This is a genomic window from Pseudohoeflea suaedae (assembly GCF_004354915.1).
GTDB classification, from domain to species: domain Bacteria; phylum Pseudomonadota; class Alphaproteobacteria; order Rhizobiales; family Rhizobiaceae; genus Pseudohoeflea; species Pseudohoeflea suaedae.
The window spans coordinates 53,998-76,223 of the sequence record NZ_SMSI01000004.1 but is presented as its reverse complement, the minus strand read 5'-3'; the positions used below and the strand labels follow the sequence as shown (position 1 = coordinate 76,223).

Annotated in this window: 21 protein-coding genes; 12 read left to right on the top strand and 9 right to left on the bottom strand. The window is 62.6% G+C overall.

What is annotated here, in order from left to right:
* Nucleotides 1-53: 53 nt before the first annotated feature.
* The 5 genes from ftsZ (at nt 54) to E2A64_RS16355 (ending at nt 6,434) form a co-directional block, all read left to right on the top strand.
* The gene (ftsZ, locus tag E2A64_RS16380; protein WP_133285596.1) at nt 54-1,772 is read left to right on the top strand and encodes a cell division protein FtsZ; all 1,719 of its coding nucleotides are present in this window, start codon (nt 54-56) and stop codon (nt 1,770-1,772) included.
* Between the two features lie 324 nt (nt 1,773-2,096).
* Nucleotides 2,097-3,050, top strand: a complete 954-nt coding sequence (gene lpxC, locus E2A64_RS16370) for a UDP-3-O-acyl-N-acetylglucosamine deacetylase (RefSeq protein WP_133285594.1) — start codon at nt 2,097-2,099, stop codon at nt 3,048-3,050.
* Nucleotides 3,051-3,231: 181 nt separating this feature from the next.
* Complete coding sequence (locus E2A64_RS16365; RefSeq protein WP_133285593.1) at nt 3,232-4,098, top strand: outer membrane protein assembly factor BamD; 867 nt, start codon at nt 3,232-3,234, stop codon at nt 4,096-4,098.
* A gap of 37 nt (nt 4,099-4,135) precedes the next feature.
* Entirely contained in the window at nt 4,136-5,812 is a 1,677-nt protein-coding gene (gene recN / locus E2A64_RS16360) for a DNA repair protein RecN (RefSeq protein WP_133285592.1), read from the top strand.
* 28 nt (nt 5,813-5,840) lie between these two features.
* Nucleotides 5,841-6,434, top strand: coding sequence for a YdeI/OmpD-associated family protein (locus tag E2A64_RS16355; RefSeq protein WP_133285591.1), 594 nt, complete (start codon nt 5,841-5,843; stop codon nt 6,432-6,434).
* A gap of 56 nt (nt 6,435-6,490) precedes the next feature.
* On the opposite strand, the gene E2A64_RS16350 is transcribed toward E2A64_RS16355, so the two are convergent.
* Nucleotides 6,491-7,072 carry a hypothetical protein gene (locus tag E2A64_RS16350; RefSeq protein ID WP_133285590.1) on the bottom strand — a complete coding sequence of 194 codons (582 nt, stop codon included), beginning with the start codon at nt 7,070-7,072 and terminating at the stop codon, nt 6,491-6,493.
* Between the two features lie 62 nt (nt 7,073-7,134).
* The gene (locus tag E2A64_RS16345) at nt 7,135-8,052 is read right to left on the bottom strand and encodes a LysR family transcriptional regulator (protein WP_133285589.1); all 918 of its coding nucleotides are present in this window, start codon (nt 8,050-8,052) and stop codon (nt 7,135-7,137) included.
* A gap of 110 nt (nt 8,053-8,162) precedes the next feature.
* On the opposite strand from E2A64_RS16345, the gene E2A64_RS16340 reads away from it, so the two are divergent.
* From E2A64_RS16340 to E2A64_RS16330, 3 genes are all read left to right on the top strand, one after another.
* On the top strand, nt 8,163-8,774 hold the full coding sequence (locus E2A64_RS16340; RefSeq protein ID WP_133285588.1) for an FMN-dependent NADH-azoreductase: 612 nt from the start codon (nt 8,163-8,165) through the stop codon (nt 8,772-8,774).
* 122 nt (nt 8,775-8,896) lie between these two features.
* Nucleotides 8,897-11,062: an NAD-dependent DNA ligase LigA gene (gene ligA, locus E2A64_RS16335; RefSeq protein WP_133285587.1), complete on the top strand. Its 2,166-nt coding sequence runs from the start codon at nt 8,897-8,899 to the stop codon at nt 11,060-11,062.
* Nucleotides 11,063-11,299: 237 nt separating this feature from the next.
* Entirely contained in the window at nt 11,300-11,911 is a 612-nt protein-coding gene (locus E2A64_RS16330; protein ID WP_158285785.1) for a Crp/Fnr family transcriptional regulator, read from the top strand.
* 22 nt (nt 11,912-11,933) lie between these two features.
* Here the strand turns inward: E2A64_RS16330 and E2A64_RS16325 are convergent, their stop codons facing one another.
* Nucleotides 11,934-13,445: an inorganic phosphate transporter gene (locus E2A64_RS16325; protein WP_133285585.1), complete on the bottom strand. Its 1,512-nt coding sequence runs from the start codon at nt 13,443-13,445 to the stop codon at nt 11,934-11,936.
* A 387-nt stretch (nt 13,446-13,832) separates the two neighbouring features.
* Here E2A64_RS16325 and E2A64_RS16320 point away from each other — a divergent pair, with 387 nt between their 5' ends.
* Complete coding sequence (locus E2A64_RS16320) at nt 13,833-14,567, top strand: AzlC family ABC transporter permease (RefSeq protein WP_133285584.1); 735 nt, start codon at nt 13,833-13,835, stop codon at nt 14,565-14,567.
* A complete protein-coding gene (locus tag E2A64_RS16315; RefSeq protein WP_244598336.1) occupies nt 14,564-14,881 on the top strand; it encodes an AzlD family protein in 318 nt (105 codons plus the stop codon). Before E2A64_RS16320 ends, E2A64_RS16315 begins: the two co-directional genes overlap by 4 nt.
* Before the next feature lie 7 nt (nt 14,882-14,888).
* Here E2A64_RS16315 and E2A64_RS16310 read toward each other — a convergent pair whose 3' ends face one another.
* Nucleotides 14,889-16,721, bottom strand: a complete 1,833-nt coding sequence (locus tag E2A64_RS16310; RefSeq protein ID WP_133285583.1) for an aminopeptidase P family protein — start codon at nt 16,719-16,721, stop codon at nt 14,889-14,891.
* A 348-nt stretch (nt 16,722-17,069) separates the two neighbouring features.
* On the opposite strand from E2A64_RS16310, the gene E2A64_RS17940 reads away from it, so the two are divergent.
* Complete coding sequence (locus tag E2A64_RS17940; protein WP_174235814.1) at nt 17,070-17,243, top strand: hypothetical protein; 174 nt, start codon at nt 17,070-17,072, stop codon at nt 17,241-17,243.
* Between the two features lie 110 nt (nt 17,244-17,353).
* Here E2A64_RS17940 and E2A64_RS16305 read toward each other — a convergent pair whose 3' ends face one another.
* Genes E2A64_RS16305 through E2A64_RS17935 form a run of 4 tightly spaced genes read right to left on the bottom strand, consistent with a single transcriptional unit; the run spans nt 17,354 to nt 21,019 of the window.
* Nucleotides 17,354-18,241 carry a 50S ribosomal protein L11 methyltransferase gene (locus tag E2A64_RS16305; protein ID WP_133285582.1) on the bottom strand — a complete coding sequence of 296 codons (888 nt, stop codon included), beginning with the start codon at nt 18,239-18,241 and terminating at the stop codon, nt 17,354-17,356.
* A 6-nt stretch (nt 18,242-18,247) separates the two neighbouring features.
* Entirely contained in the window at nt 18,248-20,155 is a 1,908-nt protein-coding gene (locus E2A64_RS16300) for a cation:proton antiporter (RefSeq protein ID WP_133285581.1), read from the bottom strand.
* A 39-nt stretch (nt 20,156-20,194) separates the two neighbouring features.
* Nucleotides 20,195-20,791: an SCO family protein gene (locus tag E2A64_RS16295; protein ID WP_133285580.1), complete on the bottom strand. Its 597-nt coding sequence runs from the start codon at nt 20,789-20,791 to the stop codon at nt 20,195-20,197.
* A gap of 54 nt (nt 20,792-20,845) precedes the next feature.
* Nucleotides 20,846-21,019, bottom strand: coding sequence for a hypothetical protein (locus E2A64_RS17935; RefSeq protein WP_174235813.1), 174 nt, complete (start codon nt 21,017-21,019; stop codon nt 20,846-20,848).
* Nucleotides 21,020-21,151: 132 nt separating this feature from the next.
* Here E2A64_RS17935 and E2A64_RS16290 point away from each other — a divergent pair, with 132 nt between their 5' ends.
* Complete coding sequence (locus E2A64_RS16290; RefSeq protein ID WP_174235812.1) at nt 21,152-21,673, top strand: CreA family protein; 522 nt, start codon at nt 21,152-21,154, stop codon at nt 21,671-21,673.
* A gap of 41 nt (nt 21,674-21,714) precedes the next feature.
* Here E2A64_RS16290 and E2A64_RS16285 read toward each other — a convergent pair whose 3' ends face one another.
* Nucleotides 21,715-22,068, bottom strand: coding sequence for a DMT family protein (locus tag E2A64_RS16285; protein WP_133285579.1), 354 nt, complete (start codon nt 22,066-22,068; stop codon nt 21,715-21,717).
* Between the last annotated feature and the right edge of the window lie 158 nt (nt 22,069-22,226).

The following is a 22,226-nucleotide window of genomic DNA, read 5'->3' as shown; positions in this document are numbered from 1 at the left end:
AGGAATTGGCCTGCAGGCGATGCGGCCATAGCAAGGAAGAAGGAACGGTTGCCATGACCATCAATCTGCAGAAGCCGGACATCACCGAGCTGAAGCCCCGCATCACGGTGTTCGGTGTCGGCGGCGGCGGCGGCAATGCTGTCAACAACATGATCAACGCCGGTCTTCAGGGCGTCGAGTTCGTCGTGGCAAACACCGACGCTCAGGCTCTTACCATGACCAAGGCGGAGCGCCTCATCCAGCTCGGCGCCAATGTCACCGAAGGTCTGGGTGCGGGCTCGCAGCCGGAAGTCGGTCGCGCAGCCGCCGAAGAGTGCATCGACGAGATCCTGGATCACCTCAACGGCACCCACATGTGCTTCGTCACCGCCGGCATGGGCGGCGGCACCGGCACCGGTGCAGCGCCGATCGTGGCGGGTGCCGCGCGCGAAAAGGGCATCCTGACCGTCGGCGTCGTCACCAAGCCGTTCCACTTCGAGGGTGCGCGCCGCATGCGTCTGGCCGAAGCCGGCATCGACGAATTGCAGAAGAACGTCGATACGCTGATCGTCATTCCGAACCAGAACCTTTTCCGCATCGCCAACGACAAGACCACCTTCGCCGACGCTTTCGCGATGGCCGACCAGGTCCTTTACTCGGGCGTGGCCTGCATCACCGACCTGATGGTCAAGGAAGGCCTCATCAACCTCGACTTCGCCGACGTCCGTTCGGTGATGCGCGAGATGGGCCGTGCGATGATGGGTACCGGCGAGGCTTCGGGCGAGGGCCGTGCAATGGCTGCCGCCGAAGCGGCAATCGCCAACCCGCTGCTCGACGAAACCACCATGAAGGGCGCTCAGGGCCTCCTGATCTCCATCACCGGTGGCCGCGACATGACCCTCTTCGAGGTCGATGAAGCCGCAACCCGTATCCGCGAGGAAGTCGATCCGGACGCCAACATCATCCTCGGCGCCACCTTCGACGAGGAGCTGGAAGGCCTGATCCGCGTCTCGGTCGTCGCCACCGGCATCGACCGCGCCCTGGCCGCCAATCCGGACGAAGGCCGTCCGGCCATGACCCAGCGCCCGGCACCGCGCCCGGCCGCCGCAGCGCCTGCCGCTCCGGTCCGTCCGGCACAGCCGCAGTCGCAGATGGCCGCACCGGCTGCTCCGGCTCCGGTCCAGCCGGCTGCCGATCCGGTCGCCGAAACCATCCGTGCCGCGGAAAGCGAACTCGAGCGCGAACTCAGTATCGCCGATACGCCCGTTGCCGCAGCCCAGCCGAAGGCGCAGGCCGACGAGTTCCGTCCGCAGAGCCGCATCTTTGCTCCGGAGCAGCCGGCCCGTCCGCAGCCTGCACCCGTTGCCGCAGCGCCGCGTCCGGCTCCCCAGCCGGCTCCGCAGCCCGTACCGGCCCCGGCCCCGCAGATGGCCGCACCGGCGCCGCAGCCCGAGCCCGTGCGCATGCCGCAGGTTGAAGACTTCCCGCCGGTGGTGAAGGCCGAGATGGAAAGCCGTCAGGCCGCTCCGGCCGAACATGACGAGCGTGGTCCGATGGGCCTCCTCAAGCGTCTGTCCGCATCGCTGGGAAAGCGTGAGGACGACGAGCATGTCGCAGACCATCAGGCAGCTCCGGCCGCCCAGGCCCGTCGCCAGCTCTCGCCGGAAGCCAGCGTCTACGCGCCGCGTCGCGGCCAGCTCGACGATCAGGGCCGGGTGGCGCCGCAGGGCCGCAGCATGGCCGATGACGACCAGCTGGAGATCCCGGCATTCCTGCGTCGCCAGGTCAAGTAAACCGACGATTCGGGCACGCCGGTTGATCCGGCGTGCCATTTGTTACAAAAGGACCGGCGCCGGGCTTTTGCCTGCCGCCGGTCCTTTCGTTAATGCTTTGTAAAGGCTGAATGAATTCTAATGTCCTGTCGCGTATGTATCGTAACAGAACGAAAGAAAGCGTGATTTGGATTGTGACAAGCCTCAGCCTATCTTGCAATCCGGCCGAAGGGTCGACGGGGCCGGGAAAAAACACTTCCATCAAAGGACGGATTTTCCCGGAAGGAATTGGGGAAATGGGATCGGGCCGCTTAGGCCCATCTGTTACGGGAATTGGTTTGCCTTATGGGTATTGATGTGAACGGCTATCAGGCCACCATTGCGCGGTCGGTAAGCTTGACTGGCGTGGGCGTCCATTCCGGCGACAATGTTTCCATTACGTTCAATCCTGCCGAGGCCGATACCGGTATCGTCTTCAATCGTTATGACGGCGAAGAGCTCGTCATGTCCGTGCGCGCGGTGTCATCGCAGGTCGGCTCGACCGATCTCTGCACCCTGCTCGGCAAGGCGCCCGATCGTTCGGTCGGTACTGTCGAGCACCTGATGGCCGCGCTGTCGGGCGTGGGCATCGACAACGTCTCCATCGACATCGACGCCGGTGAAGTGCCGATCATGGACGGTTCGGCCATGCCTTTCATCGATGCCTTCGAAAGCGTCGGTATCGTCGCGCTGGCCGAGAAGCGCCGCTACATCCGCGTGGTCAAGCCGGTGCGGATGGAAATGGGCGGTTCCTGGGCCGAGTTCATCCCGCATGACGGAACCCGCTTCGAGATCGACATCGATTTCAACACGCCGCTGATCGGACGCCAGTCCTGGAAGGGCGAGATCACGCCGGAGACTTTCGGCAAGGAACTTGCCCGCGCGCGCACCTTCGGCTTCATGCGCGATGTCGAGCATCTCTGGGCCTCGGGCCACGCACTCGGCTCGTCGCTGGAAAATTCGGTCGTCATCGCGGATGACCACACCGTCATCAACATCGAAGGTCTGCGCTATACCGACGAGTTCGTCCGTCACAAGGCGCTCGACGCGGTTGGCGACCTGGCGCTTGCCGGTGCACAGTTCATCGGCTGCTATCGCAGCTATCGCGGCGGCCACAAGCTCAATGCGCTTGCCCTTCGCGCCCTCCTGGCTGATTCGTCGGCCTACGAGATCGTCGAGAAGCCGGCTCGCCGCAGCGCCAGCCGTCACGGCGAACTGGTCGCGGTCAGCGCACCGGCTTTCGCGCCCTGGCTCAATTAAGCCCGGGCGCACTATTCACATCCTCCGATATCCGCAGGGCGTTTTGCCCCGGCTCCGCCACAAATTTGCGGCAAAGGGCCATCATGTGATTGCGGAAACGCCGGTTTTACGGCTAGAACGCGGTTCGGCATTTCCCCCTCCGGGGGCGATCGCGCATGCGGGGGCTCAGAAAGGATTAGTAATGGCAGGTACCGGAAGCAACGGCCGCACATCTGTGCTGCGCATTGCGCTGTTGGCAGCGGGCATCTCCACCATGGCAGTGGGGCTGAGCGCGTGCCAGTCCGATCCGGACATTGATATCACCGCCTATGCGGCTTCGATCGATCCGGCCGACCAGCTGTATAACGAGGGTCTTGCCAACATCCAGGCGGGCAACCTTACTGAAGCCTCTCGCAAGTTCGAGGCGATCGACAAGCAGCATCCCTATTCGGAATATTCCCGCAAGGCGATGGTGATGAACGCCTTCGTTCAATATCGCCAGGGACAGAACCAGGAAGCGATCAACGCCGCGCGCCGGTTCATCAACCTCTATCCGAACGACCCCGATGCGGCCTACGCGCAATACATTATTGGTCTCGCATATTTCAAGCAGATCCCGTCGGTGACGCGCGACCAGAGCCCCGCAGTCCGCGCCATGCGGGCCATGCAGGAGGTCGTCGACCGCTATCCAGATTCCGAATATGTCGAGGACGCGGAAGCCAAGATCCGTGCCGCCCGCGACCAGATCGCCGGCAAGGAAATGCAGATTGGCCGTTACTATCTCGAGCGGAAGGAATATGTGGCCGCGGTCAACCGGTTCCGCTCCGTGGTCGAGACCTATCCGAACACGCGCCAGGTCGAGGAAGCACTCGCCAGGCTCGTGGAATCCTATTACGCCATGGGCCTGACCAGCGAGGCGCAGACGGCGGCTGCGGTTCTGGGACACAACTTCCCGGACAGCCAGTGGTACGCCGATTCCTACAAGCTCCTGCAGACCGGCGGCCTCGAGCCCCGGGAAAACACGGGTTCGTGGATTTCGCGCGCCGGCAAGACGCTGATCGGAGCCTGACCAGACGGCACCGCGCCGGAAGAAAGGCTTCTCTTCAATGCTCGTCCAATTGTCGATCCGCGACATCGTTCTGATTGAACGGCTCGACCTTGAGTTCGATACAGGCCTTTCCGTGCTCACCGGTGAAACCGGCGCGGGCAAATCCATCCTGCTCGATTCCCTCTCGCTCGCCCTTGGCGGGCGGGGCGACGGTTCGCTCGTCCGGCACGGGGCGGACAAGGGGCAGGTGACGGCCGCCTTTGACGTCAGTGCCGATCACCCCGTCCGCAAGATGATCCGCGACAACGGACTGGACGACGACGGCGACGTCGTGTTCCGTCGTATCCAGAACGGCGACGGACGTACCCGCGTCTTCATCAACGACCAGCCCGCATCCGTTGCGCTGATGCGCGAGGCCGGGCGCCTTCTCGTCGAAATCCACGGCCAGCACGACGATCGCGCGCTCGTCGATGCCGAGGCGCACCGCACGCTGCTCGACGCTTTCGGGGGGCTCGACGGCGCTGCAGGCGAACTCGGCGGGTTGTATGCAGCCTGGCGCGAGGCGGAGCGAGCGCTCAAGAAGCAGCGCGAGAAGGTGGAAACGGCCGCCCGCGAAGCCGACTATCTCCGCGCCTCGGTCGAGGAACTGGAAAAGCTCTCGCCGCAGGATGGCGAAGAAGAAGAACTCGCCAGTCGCCGCGCCACGATGATGAAGGCGGAGAAGACCGCTGCCGACATCAACGAGGCCAATGAAATTCTCAACGGGCAGGCGTCGCCCATGCCGGTCATTTCCTCGCTTATGCGCCGGCTCGAGCGCAAGGCCGAGGAGGCGCCCGAACTGATGGGCGATCTCGTCGCCGCGCTCGACCGGGCGCTCAATGCGCTGGCCGACGCGCAGACGAGGGCCGAAGAAACGCTGCGCGCAGCCGATTTCGATCATCGCGAGCTGGAACTCACCGAGGAGCGGCTCTTTGCCCTGCGTGCCGCCGCACGGAAATTCAACGTTCAGGTCGACGGACTCGCCGAACTCGCAGCTGCCATGGTGGCCGATCTCGCGGATCTCGATGCCGGCGAGGAACGTCTTCGCCAGTTCGAGGATAGGGTCAAGGAAACCGAGGCTGCTTTCTACCATGCGGCGCGCGCGCTCTCCGAACGTCGGCACAATACCGCCCAGGCGCTCGAAGCCGCCGTCATGGCGGAATTGCCGGCGCTCAAGCTCGAACGTGCCGCCTTCATCGTCCAGGTCACCACGGATCCCGAAAGGGCGGGTGCAGCGGGTATCGATCAGGTCGAGTTCCACGTGCGCACCAATCCAGGGACCCGTGCCGGACCCATGATGAAGGTGGCGTCGGGCGGTGAGCTTTCGCGCTTCCTGCTCGCTCTCAAGGTGGCTCTCGCCGATCGCGGCTCGGCGCCGACGCTCGTCTTCGACGAGATCGATACTGGCGTGGGCGGAGCGGTAGCCGATGCCATAGGCAAGCGATTGAAACGCCTTTCCGAGACCGTTCAGGTCCTCTCCGTCACCCACGCGCCGCAGGTTGCGGCGCGGGCCAAGCGCCATTTCCTCATCGCCAAGGGGCCGGGCGCCGATCAGGCCAGCGATATCGTCTCGACCAGGGTCGAAACCATGGACGAAGCGGCGCGCCGCGAGGAGATTGCCAGGATGCTCGCCGGCGCATCCGTCACCGAGGAGGCGCGTGCCGCCGCCGCAAGGCTTCTGTCCGGCGAGGGGTAAGCCTGTTTCAGCAGCGAATGGAGAAAAGATGTCCGGACCCGAAGCAAGAGAGCGGATCGAGACCTTCTTTGCAGCCACGAACTGGCGCAAGGAACTCGAGGCGCTGCGCGCGATCCTTCTCGACTGCGGGCTGAGCGAAGATTTCAAGTGGCGTTCGCCCTGCTACACCGTCAATGACGGCAATGTCGCGACCCTCTGGGGCTTCAAGGAGGATTTCGCCCTCTCGTTTTTCAAGGGCGTCCTGCTGACAGACAGGAACAAGATGCTGGTCGCGCCGGGCGACAATTCACGCTCGGTTCGGATGGCGCGGTTCGTCAGCCTCAAGGAGGTCGTCGAGCGGGAGGATGCGCTGCGATCGTTCATTCTGGAAGCGATGGAAAACGAGAAGGCCGGCCTGAAGGTCGATCTTGGTGACGGCGAACTGGACTATCCGGCCGAACTCACAGCCGCGTTCGAGGCCGACCCGAAGTTGCAACGCGCCTTCGAGGCCCTCACGCCCGGGCGCCGGAGGGGCTATCTGCTCACCTTCCTCCAGGCCAGGAAACCGGAAACCAGGACTGCGCGGATCGAAAAGCACGCGTCCCGCATCCTTGAAGGCAAGGGCCTCCACGACCGTCCATGAATCGTCGGACGGATCTCGCATCTGTGTGAATACGGAGCGCGGTTCGGTGGTCAGGCCTAGCGCACGACCGGTTCGAGCAGGCCCTTGCCGTCGAGCCGGTTCATCAATTCGACCACGCCAAGCGCATCCGACCGCGCCCTCTTCGCCTTGTCTGTCACGCCGGGCTCGCTGCTGCGTTCGAGGGCATTGTCGGTCAGCAATTCGATCTGGCGGGCGGCGGCCGAGAAGCTGGCGGCCGTCTCGCGGTCCTCGTCGGTCAGCACATGGCGTTCGAGCGCGCTGCCGGTATCGGCAATCTCCTGATAGGCCTCCGCGGGCGTCTCCGGCATGAAACTCCGGCGGTCTTCGCCGAGCGTGCGCACTGAGCGGGCGAAGTCGCTGGCTGCTCCCTCGAGTTCCTTCGCCATTTGCGAGGAGAATTGCGCCATGGCCGAAGGCTTCATCGCGAACAGCGACAGCGTGGTCACCTGTTGGCGGAGCGCTTTCAGTCTTTCGCGGGAGAATTCCTTGCGGCTTTCCGCAGCCGAGCGGAGAAAATCCTGCGCCGAGATCGCGGGTTCGTCCGTGGCTTCCCGGCGCGCAGCCTCGCGCTCGACGATCTTGAGCGTTGCTGCAAAGGACGGGGCGGAAACCTGCATGGCGGTCGGGACACTCGCGGGCGGTTGGCGGCGATCTGGCTGCCGATGCTAGTCGCTATGCGTTAATCAGTGCTTTCGCGCCGAGACTCCTCGCTGCAATAGACACCCATCCGTGTCACCAGGAAGTCGGTCAGCGCGCGAACCTTGGCCGGCACGAGCCCGCCTGGCGGCCGCATCACGCACATCGACAATTCGGGGGAGGGATAGTCGGCGAGGATGCGCACCAGACGACCGTCCTTGAGCGCGTCCTCGATGATGAAACTCGGGGCGTAGAGGACGCCGAATCCCAGAATTGCCCATTGCAGAAGTGCCTCGCCATTGCCGGAAGCCATGCGGCCATGGGGGCGAATGCGGACCTGCCTGCCGCCGGACTGGAACTCCCATTCACCCGTCCGGGCATTGAGATAGCGCAGGCATTCGTGGCCGTAGAGGTCGCGCGGCTCGTCGGGCGTGCCATGCCGTTCCAGATAGTCCGGACTGGCCGCGCAGACCGCGCGGACGGGTTGGAGCTGGCGGATGATGAAACTGGAATCGGGCATGTGGCCGATCCGGATGGCGGCATCGTACTTGCTTTCGATCAGGTCCTTCACCCGGTCGTCGAAATCGACGTCGAGAACGATCTCCGGGTAGAGCCGGGCGAAGTCGGCGAACATGCGTCCCATCCGGCGCGCACCAAGCGATTGCGGCACCGTTACCCGCAGCGTACCGAGAACCTTGCCCGAATGGGCGGCGACCGCCTCGCGGGCCTGGCGCATCTCGTCGAGGATCTTCTCGGCGCGTTCGAGCAGTTCGATACCGGCATCCGTCGGCCGCACGCCACGTGTGGTCCGGTCGAGAAGTCGCGCCCCAAAACCTTCCTCGAGCCGCGCCAACCGCCGGCTGACCATCGATTTCGAGATATTGAGAGACTGGGCCGCACGGCTGAAGGACAGCCCGCGCACCACCTCCACGAAGGTGGTCATGTCTTCGATCTCATCCATGCCTGTTCCTATCTATGCAACAGATCTGTTCTGAAAATAGGTATTCCGATCCGCCTATTGCAACATCATTTTAGAGGCAAGATCGCATTCTAATTAAGGGATATATTCCAATGACAAACATTCTCGTCGTCAATTCCAGCGCTCTCGGCCCGCATTCTGTCTCCAAGGCGCTCGTCGACAGCACCGTAGAAAAACTGAAGGTCTCCAGCCCGGACGCGAAGATCGTGGTCCGCGACGTCGGCGCCAGCCCGATCCCGCACATGACCGCCGACAATGTCGTTCCGGAGCCGGAAACCGAGGGCCAGAAGGCTGCCCGCAAGCTTTCCGACGATGTGATCGGCGAAGTTCAGGATGCCGACATCATCGTCATCGGCGCGCCGATGTACAATTTCGGTATCCCTTCCACGCTCAAGGCCTGGTTCGACCACCTGCTGCGCGCCGGCGTGACGTTCCGCTATACCGAAGCCGGTCCGGAAGGCCTGCTCAAGGGCAAGCGCGCCATTGTCGTGCTGTCGCGTGGCGGCCTTTATTCGGAAGGCCCGCTGCAGGTGCTCGACGCACAGGAACCGCATCTTAACGCGCTTCTCGGCTTCGTCGGCATCACCGACGTGACCTATGTGCGTGCAGAAAAGCTCGCCTTCAGCCCGGAAGACCGTGAAGCCTCGATCGCCAATGCCCAGACCGAGGTCCACGCCGTGGCAAGCAAGGTTGCTGCCGCCTGAGGGCAGTCCGAGAAAAGCGGCGCCCCGAATGCTGTCGATTGGCGGCATCAGGGCGCCGTCTGCCGCTTTCGAATCCGGTGAGCGTCGGCTAGAAAGATCCGGTCCCGCCGGAGTAGAATTTCATGTCAGACGACACCAAGCCGATCGAGTCCCTCACCAAAGCCGAAGCCAGGGCTGAACTCGAACGGCTCGCCGCAGAGATTGCGCGCAACGACGATCTCTATCACGGCAAGGACGCACCGGAGATTTCCGACGCGGCCTATGATGCGCTCAAGCAGCGCAATCTCGCCATCGAAGCCCGCTTCCCCGAACTCGTCCGCGACGACAGCCCGTCGAAGAAAGTCGGCGCGACGCCGTTGCCGACCTTCGCGCAGATCACCCATGCGCGGCCGATGCTGTCGCTCGACAACGTCTTTTCGGATGAGGAAGTGCAAGGGTTCGTCGGATCGGTCTACCGTTTTCTCGGCCAGATGCCCGATGGCTCCATCGCCTTTACCGCCGAGCCCAAGATCGACGGCCTGTCGATCTCGCTGCGTTATGAGAACGGGATGCTCGTCAATGCCGCCACCCGCGGCGACGGTACCACGGGCGAGAATGTGACGGCCAATGTACGCACCATTTCCGAGATCCCCAACGAATTGCCGAAGGATGCACCCGAGATCGTAGAGATCCGTGGCGAGATCTACATGGCGAAGCCCGACTTCCTGGCGCTCAACGCGCGCATGGAGGAGGAGGGCAAGCCGACCTACGTCAACCCGCGCAACACCGCTGCCGGTTCGCTGCGTCAGCTCGATCCGCGGGTGACCGAGAAGCGCAAGCTGAAATTCTTCGCCTATGCCTGGGGCGAGATGTCGGAGATGCCCGCGGAGACGCAGTCGGGCATGATCGAAGCATTCGCGCGTTGGGGGTTCCCGACCAATCCGCTGACCCGGAGGCTGACGAGCGTCGAGGATCTCATCGCCCATTACAATGCAATCGGTCTCGAACGGGGCGAACTCGAATACGATATCGACGGCGTCGTCTACAAGGTCGACCGGCTGGACCTGCAGGCACGCCTGGGCTTCCGCTCGCGCAGTCCGCGCTGGGCGACAGCCCACAAGTTTCCCGCCGAGCAGGCTTTCACCACCATCGAGAATATCGACATCCAGGTCGGCCGCACCGGAGCGCTGACGCCGGTGGCGCGTCTGACGCCGGTGACGGTAGGCGGTGTGGTGGTGACCAACGCCACCCTGCACAATGCCGATTACATCGTCGGGCTCGGCAATAACGGCGAACCGATCCGGGAAGAGGGCCACGATTTGCGCATCGGCGACACGGTGATCGTGCAGCGCGCCGGTGACGTCATCCCTCAGGTGCTCGACGTGGTGCTCGACAAGCGTCCCGCAGACGCCAGGCCCTATGCGTTTCCGGAAAAGTGCCCGGTGTGCGGCAGTCATGCCGTGCGCGAGAAAAACGAGAAGACCGGCAAGCTCGACAGTGTGACACGCTGCACCGGCGGTTTCGTCTGCGAGGCGCAGGCTATCGAGCATCTCAAGCATTTCGTTTCGCGCAACGCCTATGACATCGAGGGCTTCGGTTCCAAACAGGTCGATTTCTTCTTCCGCACCGAAGACCCGTCCATGCAGATCCGCACGGCGCCCGACATTTTCACGCTGCAGAAGCGGCAGGAAAAATCGATGACGAAGCTCGAGAATATCGACGGTTTCGGGCGGGTGAGTGTGCGCAAGCTGTTCGAAGCCATCGATGCGCGGCGGACGATTGCGCTCAACCGCTTCATCTATGCGCTCGGGATCCGCCATGTCGGCGAAACCACCGCCAAGCTGCTGGCGCGTTCCTACGGCACCTACGAAGCCTTCTCCGAAGCGATGAAGGCCGCGGATGGACATACGGGCGAGGCCTGGGCCGATCTCAACAATATCGACGGCATCGGCGAGGTGATGGCGCGTGCCATTGTCGAATTCTTCAACGAGCCCCGCAATATCGGGGTTATCGAGAAGCTTCTGGTTGAAGTCACGCCGGAGGATGCAGAAATACCCTCCGTCTCGGCGTCCAGCCCCGTCAGCGGCAAGACGATCGTGTTCACCGGTTCGCTCGAACGCATGACCCGTGACGAGGCGAAGGCGATGGCCGACCGCCTCGGCGCCAAGACCTCGGGCTCGGTGTCGAAGAAGACGGATCTGCTGGTGGCCGGACCCGGCGCGGGTTCCAAGCTCACCAAGGCCGAAGAACTCGGCGTTGAGGTGATAACAGAGGATCAGTGGTTTGAGCTGATCGGCGAAGGCGCCTGAGAACTTTCCGTTCTGCTGTCATTTTACATTTGACTTCGCCGGCCTTTCACGGCGAAGCTTTGATCATTTCAAGACGACTTTTTAGCTTTGGGGCGCGCATTGCCACCAAAGGTGCTATGACTTTGCGTAATTAGTAGGATTATTCAAATGGCGCGAGTAGATAATTCTGACGGACTGAGTCCCTGTTCCGCAATTGTGGGGTCGGCTGCAGACGGCAGGCGCGAGTTGTTCGATGGCATGGACACCATGCGCGAACGCGTCATGCGGCGTGCCAAGGTCGTCGAGTATGAACGGGGCGACACAATCTGCGGACCGGGTTCGGGGACACTCGCCCTGCGCTACATGTCCAGCGGGACCGCCTCGGTGCTGCTGCCCACGCCGGGAGGCGGCGAAGTCCTGATGGGTGCGGTCTTCAAGGGGATGACCGTGAACATTTCGGAGATGATCAGCGGGGTGAACACGCACATTTTCCGCGCGACGACCAAATGCATCATCTATGAGCTCTACAGCGAAGAATTCCTGGAGCAATGCAAGGATCCGCAATTCCTGCGCTGGTGCATGTGGATCATGAGCCGCAACATCATGTTCCTTTCCGAATTCTCGTCGGTGCGCGGAATCCGCAACGCGGATCTGAGGTTGATGGAGTTTCTCCGCGTCATGGCCTTCCTGCAGACCGGTAGCCGTCCGACGGGCTCCTTTTGCGTCGATTGGGCGCTCAGCCAGCAGTTGCTTGCCGAACTCGTCAATGTCAGCCGTCCCTATTTGAACGAACGCATCAGCCGCCTTCAGGCCGAGGGCGTGCTCAAGATTACCGGCAATAGTTTCGAAGTCATCGTCAGGGGCAACTAAGCCACCCGGACAATTCTCCCGATCAGGAAAAAACAGCCCGGAAGACTGCGAACAGCACGCCGGAGAGAATGGCCGCAGCGGGTACGGTGATCAGCCAGGCAGCCACGATGGTCAGGAAGTGCGCCCGGCGCACCAGGAAACGGCGGCGCTGGTCATCCGCGGATGCCCGTTTGGAGGTCGTCTTGGGCGTGCTGCCATTGCCGTTGGTTTCGCTGCGCATGGCGACGTAATCGGCGCGGCGTTGCGAGCGAGCCGTGTACCATTCGCGGAAGAAGCCGACACCGAAGACGGCTCCCACTGCGATGTGGGTCGAGCTCACCGGCAATCCGAGTGCCGAGGCCGCGATCACCGTCAACGCGGCTGAGAGAGCCACGCAATAGGCGCGCATCGGGTTCAGCTTGGTGATTTCGTTGCCCACGAGCTTGATCAGGCGCGGGCCGAAGAGCACCAGGCCGAGCGAGATGCCGAACGCGCCCACGGCCATCACCCAGAGCGGGATCGACACCTTGGAGGCGACTTCTCCGAGTTCTGCGGTATGGACGATGGCTGCCAGAGGGCCCACGGCATTCGCCACGTCATTGGCCCCGTGGGCAAAGGAGAGAAGGGCCGCCGAAAAGACGAGCGGCAGCGCGAAGAGTTTGCGCAGCGACTGGTTGCGGTTCTCGAGCCCTCTGGCCTGTCTGCGGATGAGCGGACGCGAGATGATCCAGGCAAGGACCCCCGTGCCGAGACCGATGACGAGGGCCAGCGTGAGCGTGATCTCGACGAGGCTCTTGAGGCCCTTGATGGCGAGATAGGCCGAAAAGGCGCCGGTCATGACGGCAATGAGAACCGGGACCCAGCGCACCGCGGCCGAGATCTTGTCTTCGCGATAGATGATCGCGGTCTTGATGAAGGCGAGGAAGGCTGCGGCGATGACGCCACCCAGAAGCGGGGAAATGACCCAGCTCAGGGCAATCGAACCCATCGTCGTCCACTGGACCGCGCTGATGCCGGCTGCGGCGATGCCCGATCCCATGACGCCGCCGACGATGGAGTGCGTTGTCGAAACCGGCGCCTTCAGCCAGGTGGCGAGGTGGATCCAGAGCGCTGACGAAACGAGAGCCGCGAGCATGGCGGAAATGAAGACTTCCGGCGTGTTGACCGCTTCGGGCGAGATGATGCCCTTCGAAATGGTGCCGATCACGTCGCCACCGGCAATCAGGGCGCCGGCGCTCTCGAAGATTGCCGCGATCACAAGCGCTGTGCCGAGCTTCATGGCGCGTGCGCCGACCGCGGGGCCGACATTGTTGGCGACGTCGTTGGCGCCGATGTTGAGCGCCATATAGGCACCCACCACTGCGGCGGCCACGATGACCACCGCGCCTTGATGACCGGTCACCAGGGCGCCTGAAACGATTGCGCAGATAACGACGAAGAGGATGGCAAGACCCGGAGCGACGACGCGCTGGCTGACGCTCTCGGCCGCCATCTCCATCGTCGTGAGCTTGTCCAGGTCCTTGTCGAGCGTTGGCTTGCGCAGAGATTCCGGCATCCCGTTGTCCTCTTCGAAAATTGTACAGTCGGCTCTGCCGCTCCGTCATGCGGATGCGGTATATGGCAGAAACGCCCTTGCAGTAACCGGTGTATGACAGTTTTGTGACAGGCGGCATGGTTTTCCCCCGATGGTCGCGTTTTTCCACGCTCGGACCGGCCGGAGATTGCGGAATCGGGGAGGGGGCGACGTTCCTGCTTCAGGAAGCTGGGGTTCTGAGGCCGGATCCTACGGCGCGAAATTGCCCGGCGTCCAGCCTGGACTTGAGGCAGGATGGACGCACAGGCGCAGCGGAAGCCTCAACTTTGTTGAGTGAAGCATCAAGCACATTCAATTGACAGGTCAGGAATGCTGACCTAACGCTCTTCGCTCAGGAGTTCTTCCAACATGCCTTCCACCACATCACCAATTGCGGGTGTCCGTGACGCTCTCGTCCCCGTCTTGTCGGCGACGCCCTTCGGCCTTCTGTTCGGAACGCTGGCATACGACAAGGGAATGACGCTGTTCGAGGCGGTCCTGATGAGCGCCACAATATTCGGCGGAGCAAGCCAGATGGTGGGGATCGAGCTCTTCAAGGGCGGCGTGGCGGCATGGCTGATCGTGTTCTCCATCTTTGCCGTCAATTTCCGCCACATCCTCTACTCCGCATCGGTCGGGCGGCATTTTTCCGAATTCTCGTTCCTGCAGAAGGCGCTGTCCTTTTTTCTGCTGGTCGATCCGCTTTATGCGGCGAGCGAATTGCGGGTCGAACGGAAGATGCCGCTCACCTTTGCGTGGTATGCGGCCTACGGCCTGTTCATGTATGTCGTCTGGGTGGCAGGGACAGTCGTCGGCTACGAATTCGGACGGCTTATCAGCAATCCCGAAGCGCTCGGCATCGACTTCCTTCTGCCGATCTACTTCCTCGGTCTGCTGCTCGGTTTCCGCAAGCGGCAGAACTGGTTGCCGGTGGTGCTCGCCAGCGGCGTGGGCTCGATCATCGCCTATCTGACGGTCGGTTCGCCGTGGCACGTCGGTCTGGGGTCGATGGCAGGCATCCTCGTCGCGGTCCTCATGCCGCTCGACCACGAGGTGCCGATGGATCCTGTTCCGCAAAGCGATGGTCCGGAGGACATGGGATGACCGACGGTTTGATGACCATTCCGGCCAATGTCTGGATCATTCTCGCCGGCGCACTCGTGACCTACGCCACCCGCTTCGGCGGACATCTCGTGATCTCACGCATGAAGCGCATTCCGCCCAAGGTAAATGTCGCGCTCAATGCCGTTCCCGCCGCCGTGATCACGACGCTCGTGGCGCCGGGCTTCGTTCAGAACGGTCTGGCCGAGATTCTCACCTTGCTTGCCGCCATTGTCCTTGGTTTCCGCCTGCCGATGATGGTGATGTTCCTGATCGGCTGGGGCCTGGTGGTCGCTTTGAGGGCGGCGGGGCTCTGATAGCCCGTCACAGCGGCGCGGTCGCCGTTTCCAGCCACGCCCTGTCGTCCTGATGCATCAGCAGGGGCGAGATCTCGTCGCGGACACGGGCGTGGTAAGCGTCGAGCCAAGCGATCTCGTCCTCCGCCATCAGATCCCGCACGATCAGTCGCCGGTCTATCGGGCAGAGGGTCAAGGTCTCGAAACCGAGCATCGGGCGGTCGCCGCCCTCGATCTCTTCCTGTTGCGTGACATAGATGAGGTTCTCGATACGGATGCCGAAGCCGCCGTCGCGGTAATAACCGGGCTCGTTGGAGACGATCATGCCGGGGAAAAGCGCCTGCTCGCCCCGCCGCGAGATGGATTGCGGGCCTTCGTGGACGGCCAGGAAGCTGCCGACGCCATGACCGGTGCCGTGGCCGTAATCTGCGCCGGCCTGCCACAGCGCATGGCGGGCAAAGGGGTCGATTTCCAGGCCACGGGTCCCCTTGGGGAAACGCAGGCGGCTGACTGCGATCATGCCCTTGAGCACCAGCGTGAAGAAGCGCTTCTGCTCGCCGGGCACCTCGCCCACGGCGATGGTGCGGGTAATGTCGGTCGTGCCGGAGACGTACTGGCCGCCTGAATCCACCAGAAACATCTCGCCGGGCTTGATGGGGCGATTGGTCCGGGTGTTGACGCGGTAATGGATGATCGCGGCGTTGGGGCCGGCTCCGGCGATCGTGTCGAAGGACAGTGCCTTGAGCGGCATCTGCATTTCCGCGCCGGTGGTTGCGCGGAAGTCTTCGAGTTTTGATGTCGCCGTTATTTCGTCGAGGCCGCCCTTGGGAGCCTCGCTGTCGAACCAGCATAAAAAGCGCACCATGGCAGCGCCGTCCTGCTTGTGAACGGAGGCGCTCGCATTGATTTCAGCGTCGTTCTTGATCGCCCGCGGCAGGCGCGCGGGATCGGGGGCTTCGACGATCGATCCGCCGGCCCTGACCACGCGGAGGGCGATCGCATGGGGGGCGACCGCGGGATCGATCATGACTGCGGCCTTGTCGCGCCCCAGATTGGCCAGCGCCTCATCGAAGCTTTCCGGCGGCATGATGTCGGCAAGTTGCGTGAGGTAGGCCCGCGCCTCGATGCCGAGCTTGCGTTCGTCGATGTAAAGCGTCGGACGGCCGGCGACCGGCAGGATCGCGCGCGACAGGGGGTGCGGCGTGGAAGGAAGGTCGGAACCGCGAATATTGAACGTCCAGGCAACGGAGGACGGATCGCTGAGCACCGCTGCGCCGGCCTTCTTCCCGGCAATCGCTTTGCGCATTTCTTCGAGCTTGTCGTCGACCTTGCGGCCCGCATAGTCGAGCGGCTGGATCGCGACCGGTTCCAGCGGCTCGGCGGGGCGGTCGTCCCAGACCATGTCGACGGGATTGTCCTCGAGCGTCACGAGTTCGCCGCCGACAGCCTCCATCGCCGCTTCCAGCCTGCGGGTCTCGGACGAGGTGAAAGTCCACGGATCGATGCCGAGGCGGAAATTCTCGCGGCCTGCCTTGCGGATGAATGTGTGCGGCGGGTTTTCGACAAGGTCTTCCACGTCGAAAACCTGCGGGTCCGTCTGGCTCCTTGCCTGGGCGGTATAGCGACCGTCGACGAAGAGGTGGGCGGAATCGCGGAAGATCATCGCCTGACCTGCGGATCCGGTAAAACCGGTGAGCCAGGCGAGCCGCTCCGCGCATTCGGGCACGTATTCGCCGAGATATTCATCGGCACGTGGCACCACGACCGCGTCCACGCCCAGCCTGTCGAACTGCTCGCGCAGCCGTGCGATGCGTGCCGCTGCGAGGTCGGGCGTGGAGAGAACGTCGAATTTCTGGAACATGGGTCGGCCTCTGTACGGCATTGATTTCACGCGATGACCTGCGTGGCGGAATCCTTATCCACATAGCCAACCGGGGGCAACCGGGGGCAACCGGGGGCAAAGGGTGCGAGCGCAGACGTCTGCCCGGCCCATTTTGGCCGGGCTGCATGATTATTGGGCAGAAGGGTCGATTGCGCTTCGATGAACGATTAACAAATTTGCAATTCTTATTAATGCGGCATGCAATTCACGCATAGCTGCACTGCAACATAGAATCTTCAACAGCGCCGTGAATCTTCTTATGTTGCATTGCAGTACAAACAACGGCCGCAAGCTTTGAAGCCTGCCGTCAACCCAAGGAAACAAACCATGGCTCGGAACTTCCTCCACACCGCCTACGACCGCATGGTGACCGCACGGGAACGCCAGGTCCGCCGCTACGTCAACGGCGCGCTCCTGCAGCTCGATGACGAATCGCTGAAGATTCTCGGTCGCACCCGAGAAGAGATCAACCGTGAAGGCTACCAGACCTACTTCTTCTGATCTCTGACTTGCGCGGTCCCTGCGGATCGCGGATATCCTCCCAAACGAAACGGCCTGTCGTCCCGCGGCAGGCCGTTTTCGTATCCGGCCTTCAGGCGTCGATGCTGCCGTCAGCGCAGATGGATCGTTACCCAGCCATTGCGCCAGATCGTGCGCACATGCGCCATGCCCTGCGCGTTGAAGGCGGCGAGCACCTTCCAGCGCTGTTCGGCGAGAATGCCTGACAGGATCACAGACCCGCCGGGCGCGAGCGCATTCCTGATTTCGGGCGCCATCTTCATCAGCGGGCGGGCAAGGATGTTGGCAACGATGAGCTCGAAGGGCGCCGCATTGGCAATTTCGGGGGAATGAAATCCGGCAGCCGTGATCGCCCGAACCTGATTGCCCACCTTGTTGATCTTCATGTTTTCGAGCGCGACCCGCGTTGCGACGGGGTCGATGTCGGTGGCGAGGACGGAAGTCGGCGTAAGCCTGGCGGCAGCGATCGCGAGCACGCCCGAACCGGTCCCGAGATCGAGGACCGGGGAGGGGTATCCCTTTGCCGCCGGCCAGCCGCGGATCACGCTGTCGAGCATTTCGAGGCAGCCGGCGGTGGTGCCGTGGTGGCCGGTGCCGAAGGCCTGGGCGGCATCGATCAGGATGCCGATATCGCCGATGCGGGCGGCATCCTTGTCGTGCGAGCCATGAACGAGGAAACGGCCCGCGCGGACCGGTTTGAGGCCTTCCAGCGAATGGGTGACCCAGTCGATTTCGGGCAGTTCCTCGGTCTCGATCTCGCATCCGGGCAAGGCGTCCGCCAGATATCCGGCGATTGCCGCCTTCATCTCGTCCGGGCTTTCATCCTCGACATAGACAGATGCCTGCCAGATGCCTGCATCCTCGTCGATTTCGGTCGTGGCCACCGCGTGGCCCTCGTCCTCGAAGGCCGTGCCGAGGATATCCAGTGCGGTCGAGGCACCGGCCTCGTCGGTGGTGATGAAAAGGCGATGGGTGGGCATTCGGTTTCAGTCGTCCAGTTTGGTGTCGGTCGTAATGACGTCGGGCTCCGACTCGGGTTCCCCCTCGGCCTCGGCCTGCGCTTCCTTTTCCTGAAGCTTCCGCTGCTCGATCTCGTTGGCCGCCTTGGGTGGGCCGCCATTCGGGATTCCGAAGGATAGCACCTTGTCGCCGGGCGCGGGATTGTTGCTGGCGATCGAGGAGAAAACCATCGAGCCGGACGGCTTGATCCAGAGAAGAACCACATTGTCCTCGGGCCGGTCAGCGGTGTAGGCGTCCCAGGTATATTCCTCGGTCAGACCCGTCACGTGGAAAGTCCAGCCGTCGCGGAAGCGCTCCCGGAACATATGGAAACTCATGCCCGGCTTGGTGAGCGGACGCCCGCCGAGCGTGAATGACAGGGCGCGATGATTGGCCTCCTCGTCGCGACCGATCTGGAAGACATGGCTGCGCCCGAGTTCCGGGCCGAAGTCGGTGCAGACGAGCGCGTTGTAGGCGTCGTTATCCGTGGTGGCGATGAGGTTCGCGTAGCGTTTGGGCTCGATCGTGTGGTGGGCGTTCTCGCTCAGCACCTCGCCGAAATAGACCGGAATGTCCGAAAGCCGCGCATGCGACAGGTGGTTCCAGTTCGGGTCCGCGAGCGTCACCGGCACCTCGTGCTCCTGCAGCTTGGCGGCCAGCGCAGTCGACCAGCGTGAGCCGCCGACGATCAGCAGGCCGGGCCTGCTCATCTTGGTGAGGTTGAGAAGCTTGGCAAGCGGGCCGAGCGTGAAGCCGTGCAGCACGATTGTCGTGACCACGACGGCAAAGCTGAAGGCGATCATCCTGTTGGCGTCTTCGATGCCGGTATCGATCAGCAGCGCGCCGAAGAGGCCGGACACCGCGACGGCGACCACACCGCGCGGGGCGATCCATGATGTCAGGATGCGTTCCTGGATGGTGGCGCCGGAACCGATGGTCGCGACCATGACCGCAATCGGACGGATGACGAAGAGCAGCGACAGAACGAACAGGAGCGCCTGGAGGTTCAGGCCGAGAATGTCATCGTATGTCAGTGACGCGGTGAGCAGGATGAAGAGGCCCGAAACAAGGAGCGTGGTGATCGTTTCCTTGAAACGGCGCATGTCGGTCAGCGACGCAATACGGGTGTTGGCGATGAAGATCCCCATGATGGTGACCGCCAGGAGGCCCGCTTCCTCGAGCGCCAGATCGGCAAGCGCATACACGCCGATCACGACGGCGAACAGGACCGGAGCCTTGAGATATTCCGGCACATGTCCGCGGATGAAGGTCCATTCGATCAATCTTGCGCCGATGAAGCCGAGAACGATGGAACCGCCGCCGCCGAGAACGAGTTCGAGGGCAACTCTGCCCGCGTCGTGGTCGCCGATGACGACGAGTACCGTTTCGAAGGCGATCACCGCGCAGAGCGCCCCGATCGGATCGTTGACGATGGCCTCCCATCTGAGAAGCGATGCGGGGCGGGCACCGAGCTGGGACTGTCTCAGAAGCGGCATGATCACGGTCGGCCCGGTGACGATCAGGATCGCGCCGAGAACCACCGCTGTCGGCCAGCTCAGCCCGCCGATGTAATGCGCCGAGAGCGCGGTGCCGAGCCATGTCAGCGGTCCGGCGATCATGATGATGCGCTGCACGGCGCGCGAGGTTTCGCGGATCTCGCGCAGATTGAGCGTCAGGCCGCCTTCAAACAGGATGACTGCCACCGCGATCGAGATGATGGGGCGGTAGATATCGCCGAAATCTTCAGCGGGATCGAGAAAACCGGTGACCGGGCCGGCCAGAAAGCCGGCTGCGAGCAGCAATACGATGGCGGGCAGATGAAGACGCCATGCAAGCCATTGCGCGGTCATGCCGGCGGCGCCGATAAAGGCGATCTTTAGCGCTATGTCGTCCAAGCGGGAAACATTCCTTTTCTTCGGGCAACAATCCTATTGTCAGCCTTTGAGAAGGTTTTCCAGCTTTTTGACCGCGATGTCGGGATTTTCGCCCCAGGCGATGGTGCTCTTGAAACGGCCCTTGTCATCGAGAAGAAAGACGTTTGCCGTGTGGTCCATCGTGTAATCATCAGGGTCGCCGGATTCGAGCGGCACCTTCTTGGCGTAAATATGAAAACCCTTGATGACCTCGGCAATCTTGTCAGGATCCCCCGCAATGCCGGTGATGCGGTCGGAGACGGCGGAAATGTAATTCTTCAATACCTCGGGCGTGTCACGCTCGGGGTCGACAGTAATGAAATAGGCGTCGATCTGGTTCCCGTCGGGGTCCACCTGCTTGAGCCAGCCATCGAGTTCGAACAGCGTGGTGGGACAGACTTCGGGGCAATGGGTAAAGCCGAAGAAGAGCGCCGTAGGCTTGTCGCGAAAAGCCTGTTCGGTGATCGGCTCGCCGTTCTGGTCGGTGAGTTCGAACGGAACGCCATAGGCGGCTTCGCCCGGACCGCCGGCTGAACGGTACCATTCATAGGACAGCCAGCCGAGAAGGCCGGCGAAGATCGCGATGAAAACCCAAAGCAGGGTGCGGACGGTATTCATTGCTCGAAGGTCTCCATGAAATTCAGACTGCGACGGATGATCGGAGCAGCCGTGCTAGAGGCACCAGGACAAACCGCTTTCCGCCATGACGGCGAGAATGCGCGCGCCGTTTTCCATCCAGCCGCCAAAGGCGAGGCCGGTCAGGATCGCCATCAAGGCAAACGCCAGCCCGGCAATCGTCAGCCGTCGATAATCCGCGGACAGTGGGTGTCGTTGCGCCTTCGTCATCAGGCCCTATCTACTCCGCAAGTCCTCATATGCCAAGGCGGTCAGGCTTCCATCAGCGCCCTGCCAGCCCCATATCAGGCGTGAACCCCAGCGGCATGGCGACGCAGCCTGCCGCCAGACGAGGAGATTGGAATGCCGACAGAAACGGCCTTTGGCCGCCACCCGCATATTCGCAAGCTCGCGACGGCGCTTGCCGTTGCCTTACCCGCAGCATTTGCCATGCCGGCGCAGGCCGAGCAGGTGGGGGAGGTCGGTGTGGACTGGATCGGCAACGACATCGTCATCGACGCCGTCGCCGATCCGAAAGTGTCCGGGGTGACATGCCATGTCGCCTATTTCGACCGTGGCGTGCTGGACCGGCTCAAGAACGGCAACTGGTTTGAAGACCCGTCAAATGCTTCGATTGCCTGCCGGCAGACCGGACCGGTGAAGATCGGCGATATCGAACTCGGCGAAGGTGGCGAGGAAATCTTCAAGGAATCCCGCTCGCTGGTCTTCAAGAAGCTGGTCGTCAACCGCATCTACGACAAGGCCAACGACACGCTGATCTATCTCGTCAATTCACGCCAGGTGCAGGACGGCTCGGCCAAGATGGCGATCTCCACCGTGCCGCTCTACGGCCAGGAGGTGGAATGGGAGAGCGGCAAGCCGTAAGGCTGCCGCCTGGTCCTTCTCAATCGCCTGAAAAGTCCTTCTCACCCCCTGAAGACGAACGATGCGCCGATGGCGATCAGGGCGAAGCCGATGGCGTGGTTCCAGCCCAGCGGTTCCTTGAGATAGGTGACCGCGAAGCCGGCAAAGACCACCAGCGTGATCACCTCCTGCATCGTCTTGAGTTCGGCGGCCGTCCAGTAGTCGCTGCCGATCCGGTTGGCGGGCACCGCAAGGCAGTACTCGAAGAAGGCGATACCCCAGGATATCACGATCACCAGGATCAGCGACGCCGACTTGAAACGCAGATGCCCGTACCAGGCGAATGTCATGAAGATGTTGGAGAGGGAAAGCAGTACCACGGGCAGCCATTTGGCGAGCGTCGGGGACATGGTCATGGGCGGCAACTTTCAGGCAATGCTGTCAATGCCGGATACATATCCGTTCCACCGCGCACGGCAACGGGAATTTCGAGCGGCGCCGCGCACGTCGCCGAAATGATGTCCCATCAGGTCGTTAAGCCCTTCGCCCGTTGAAATTTCCCGCTGTCAAATTG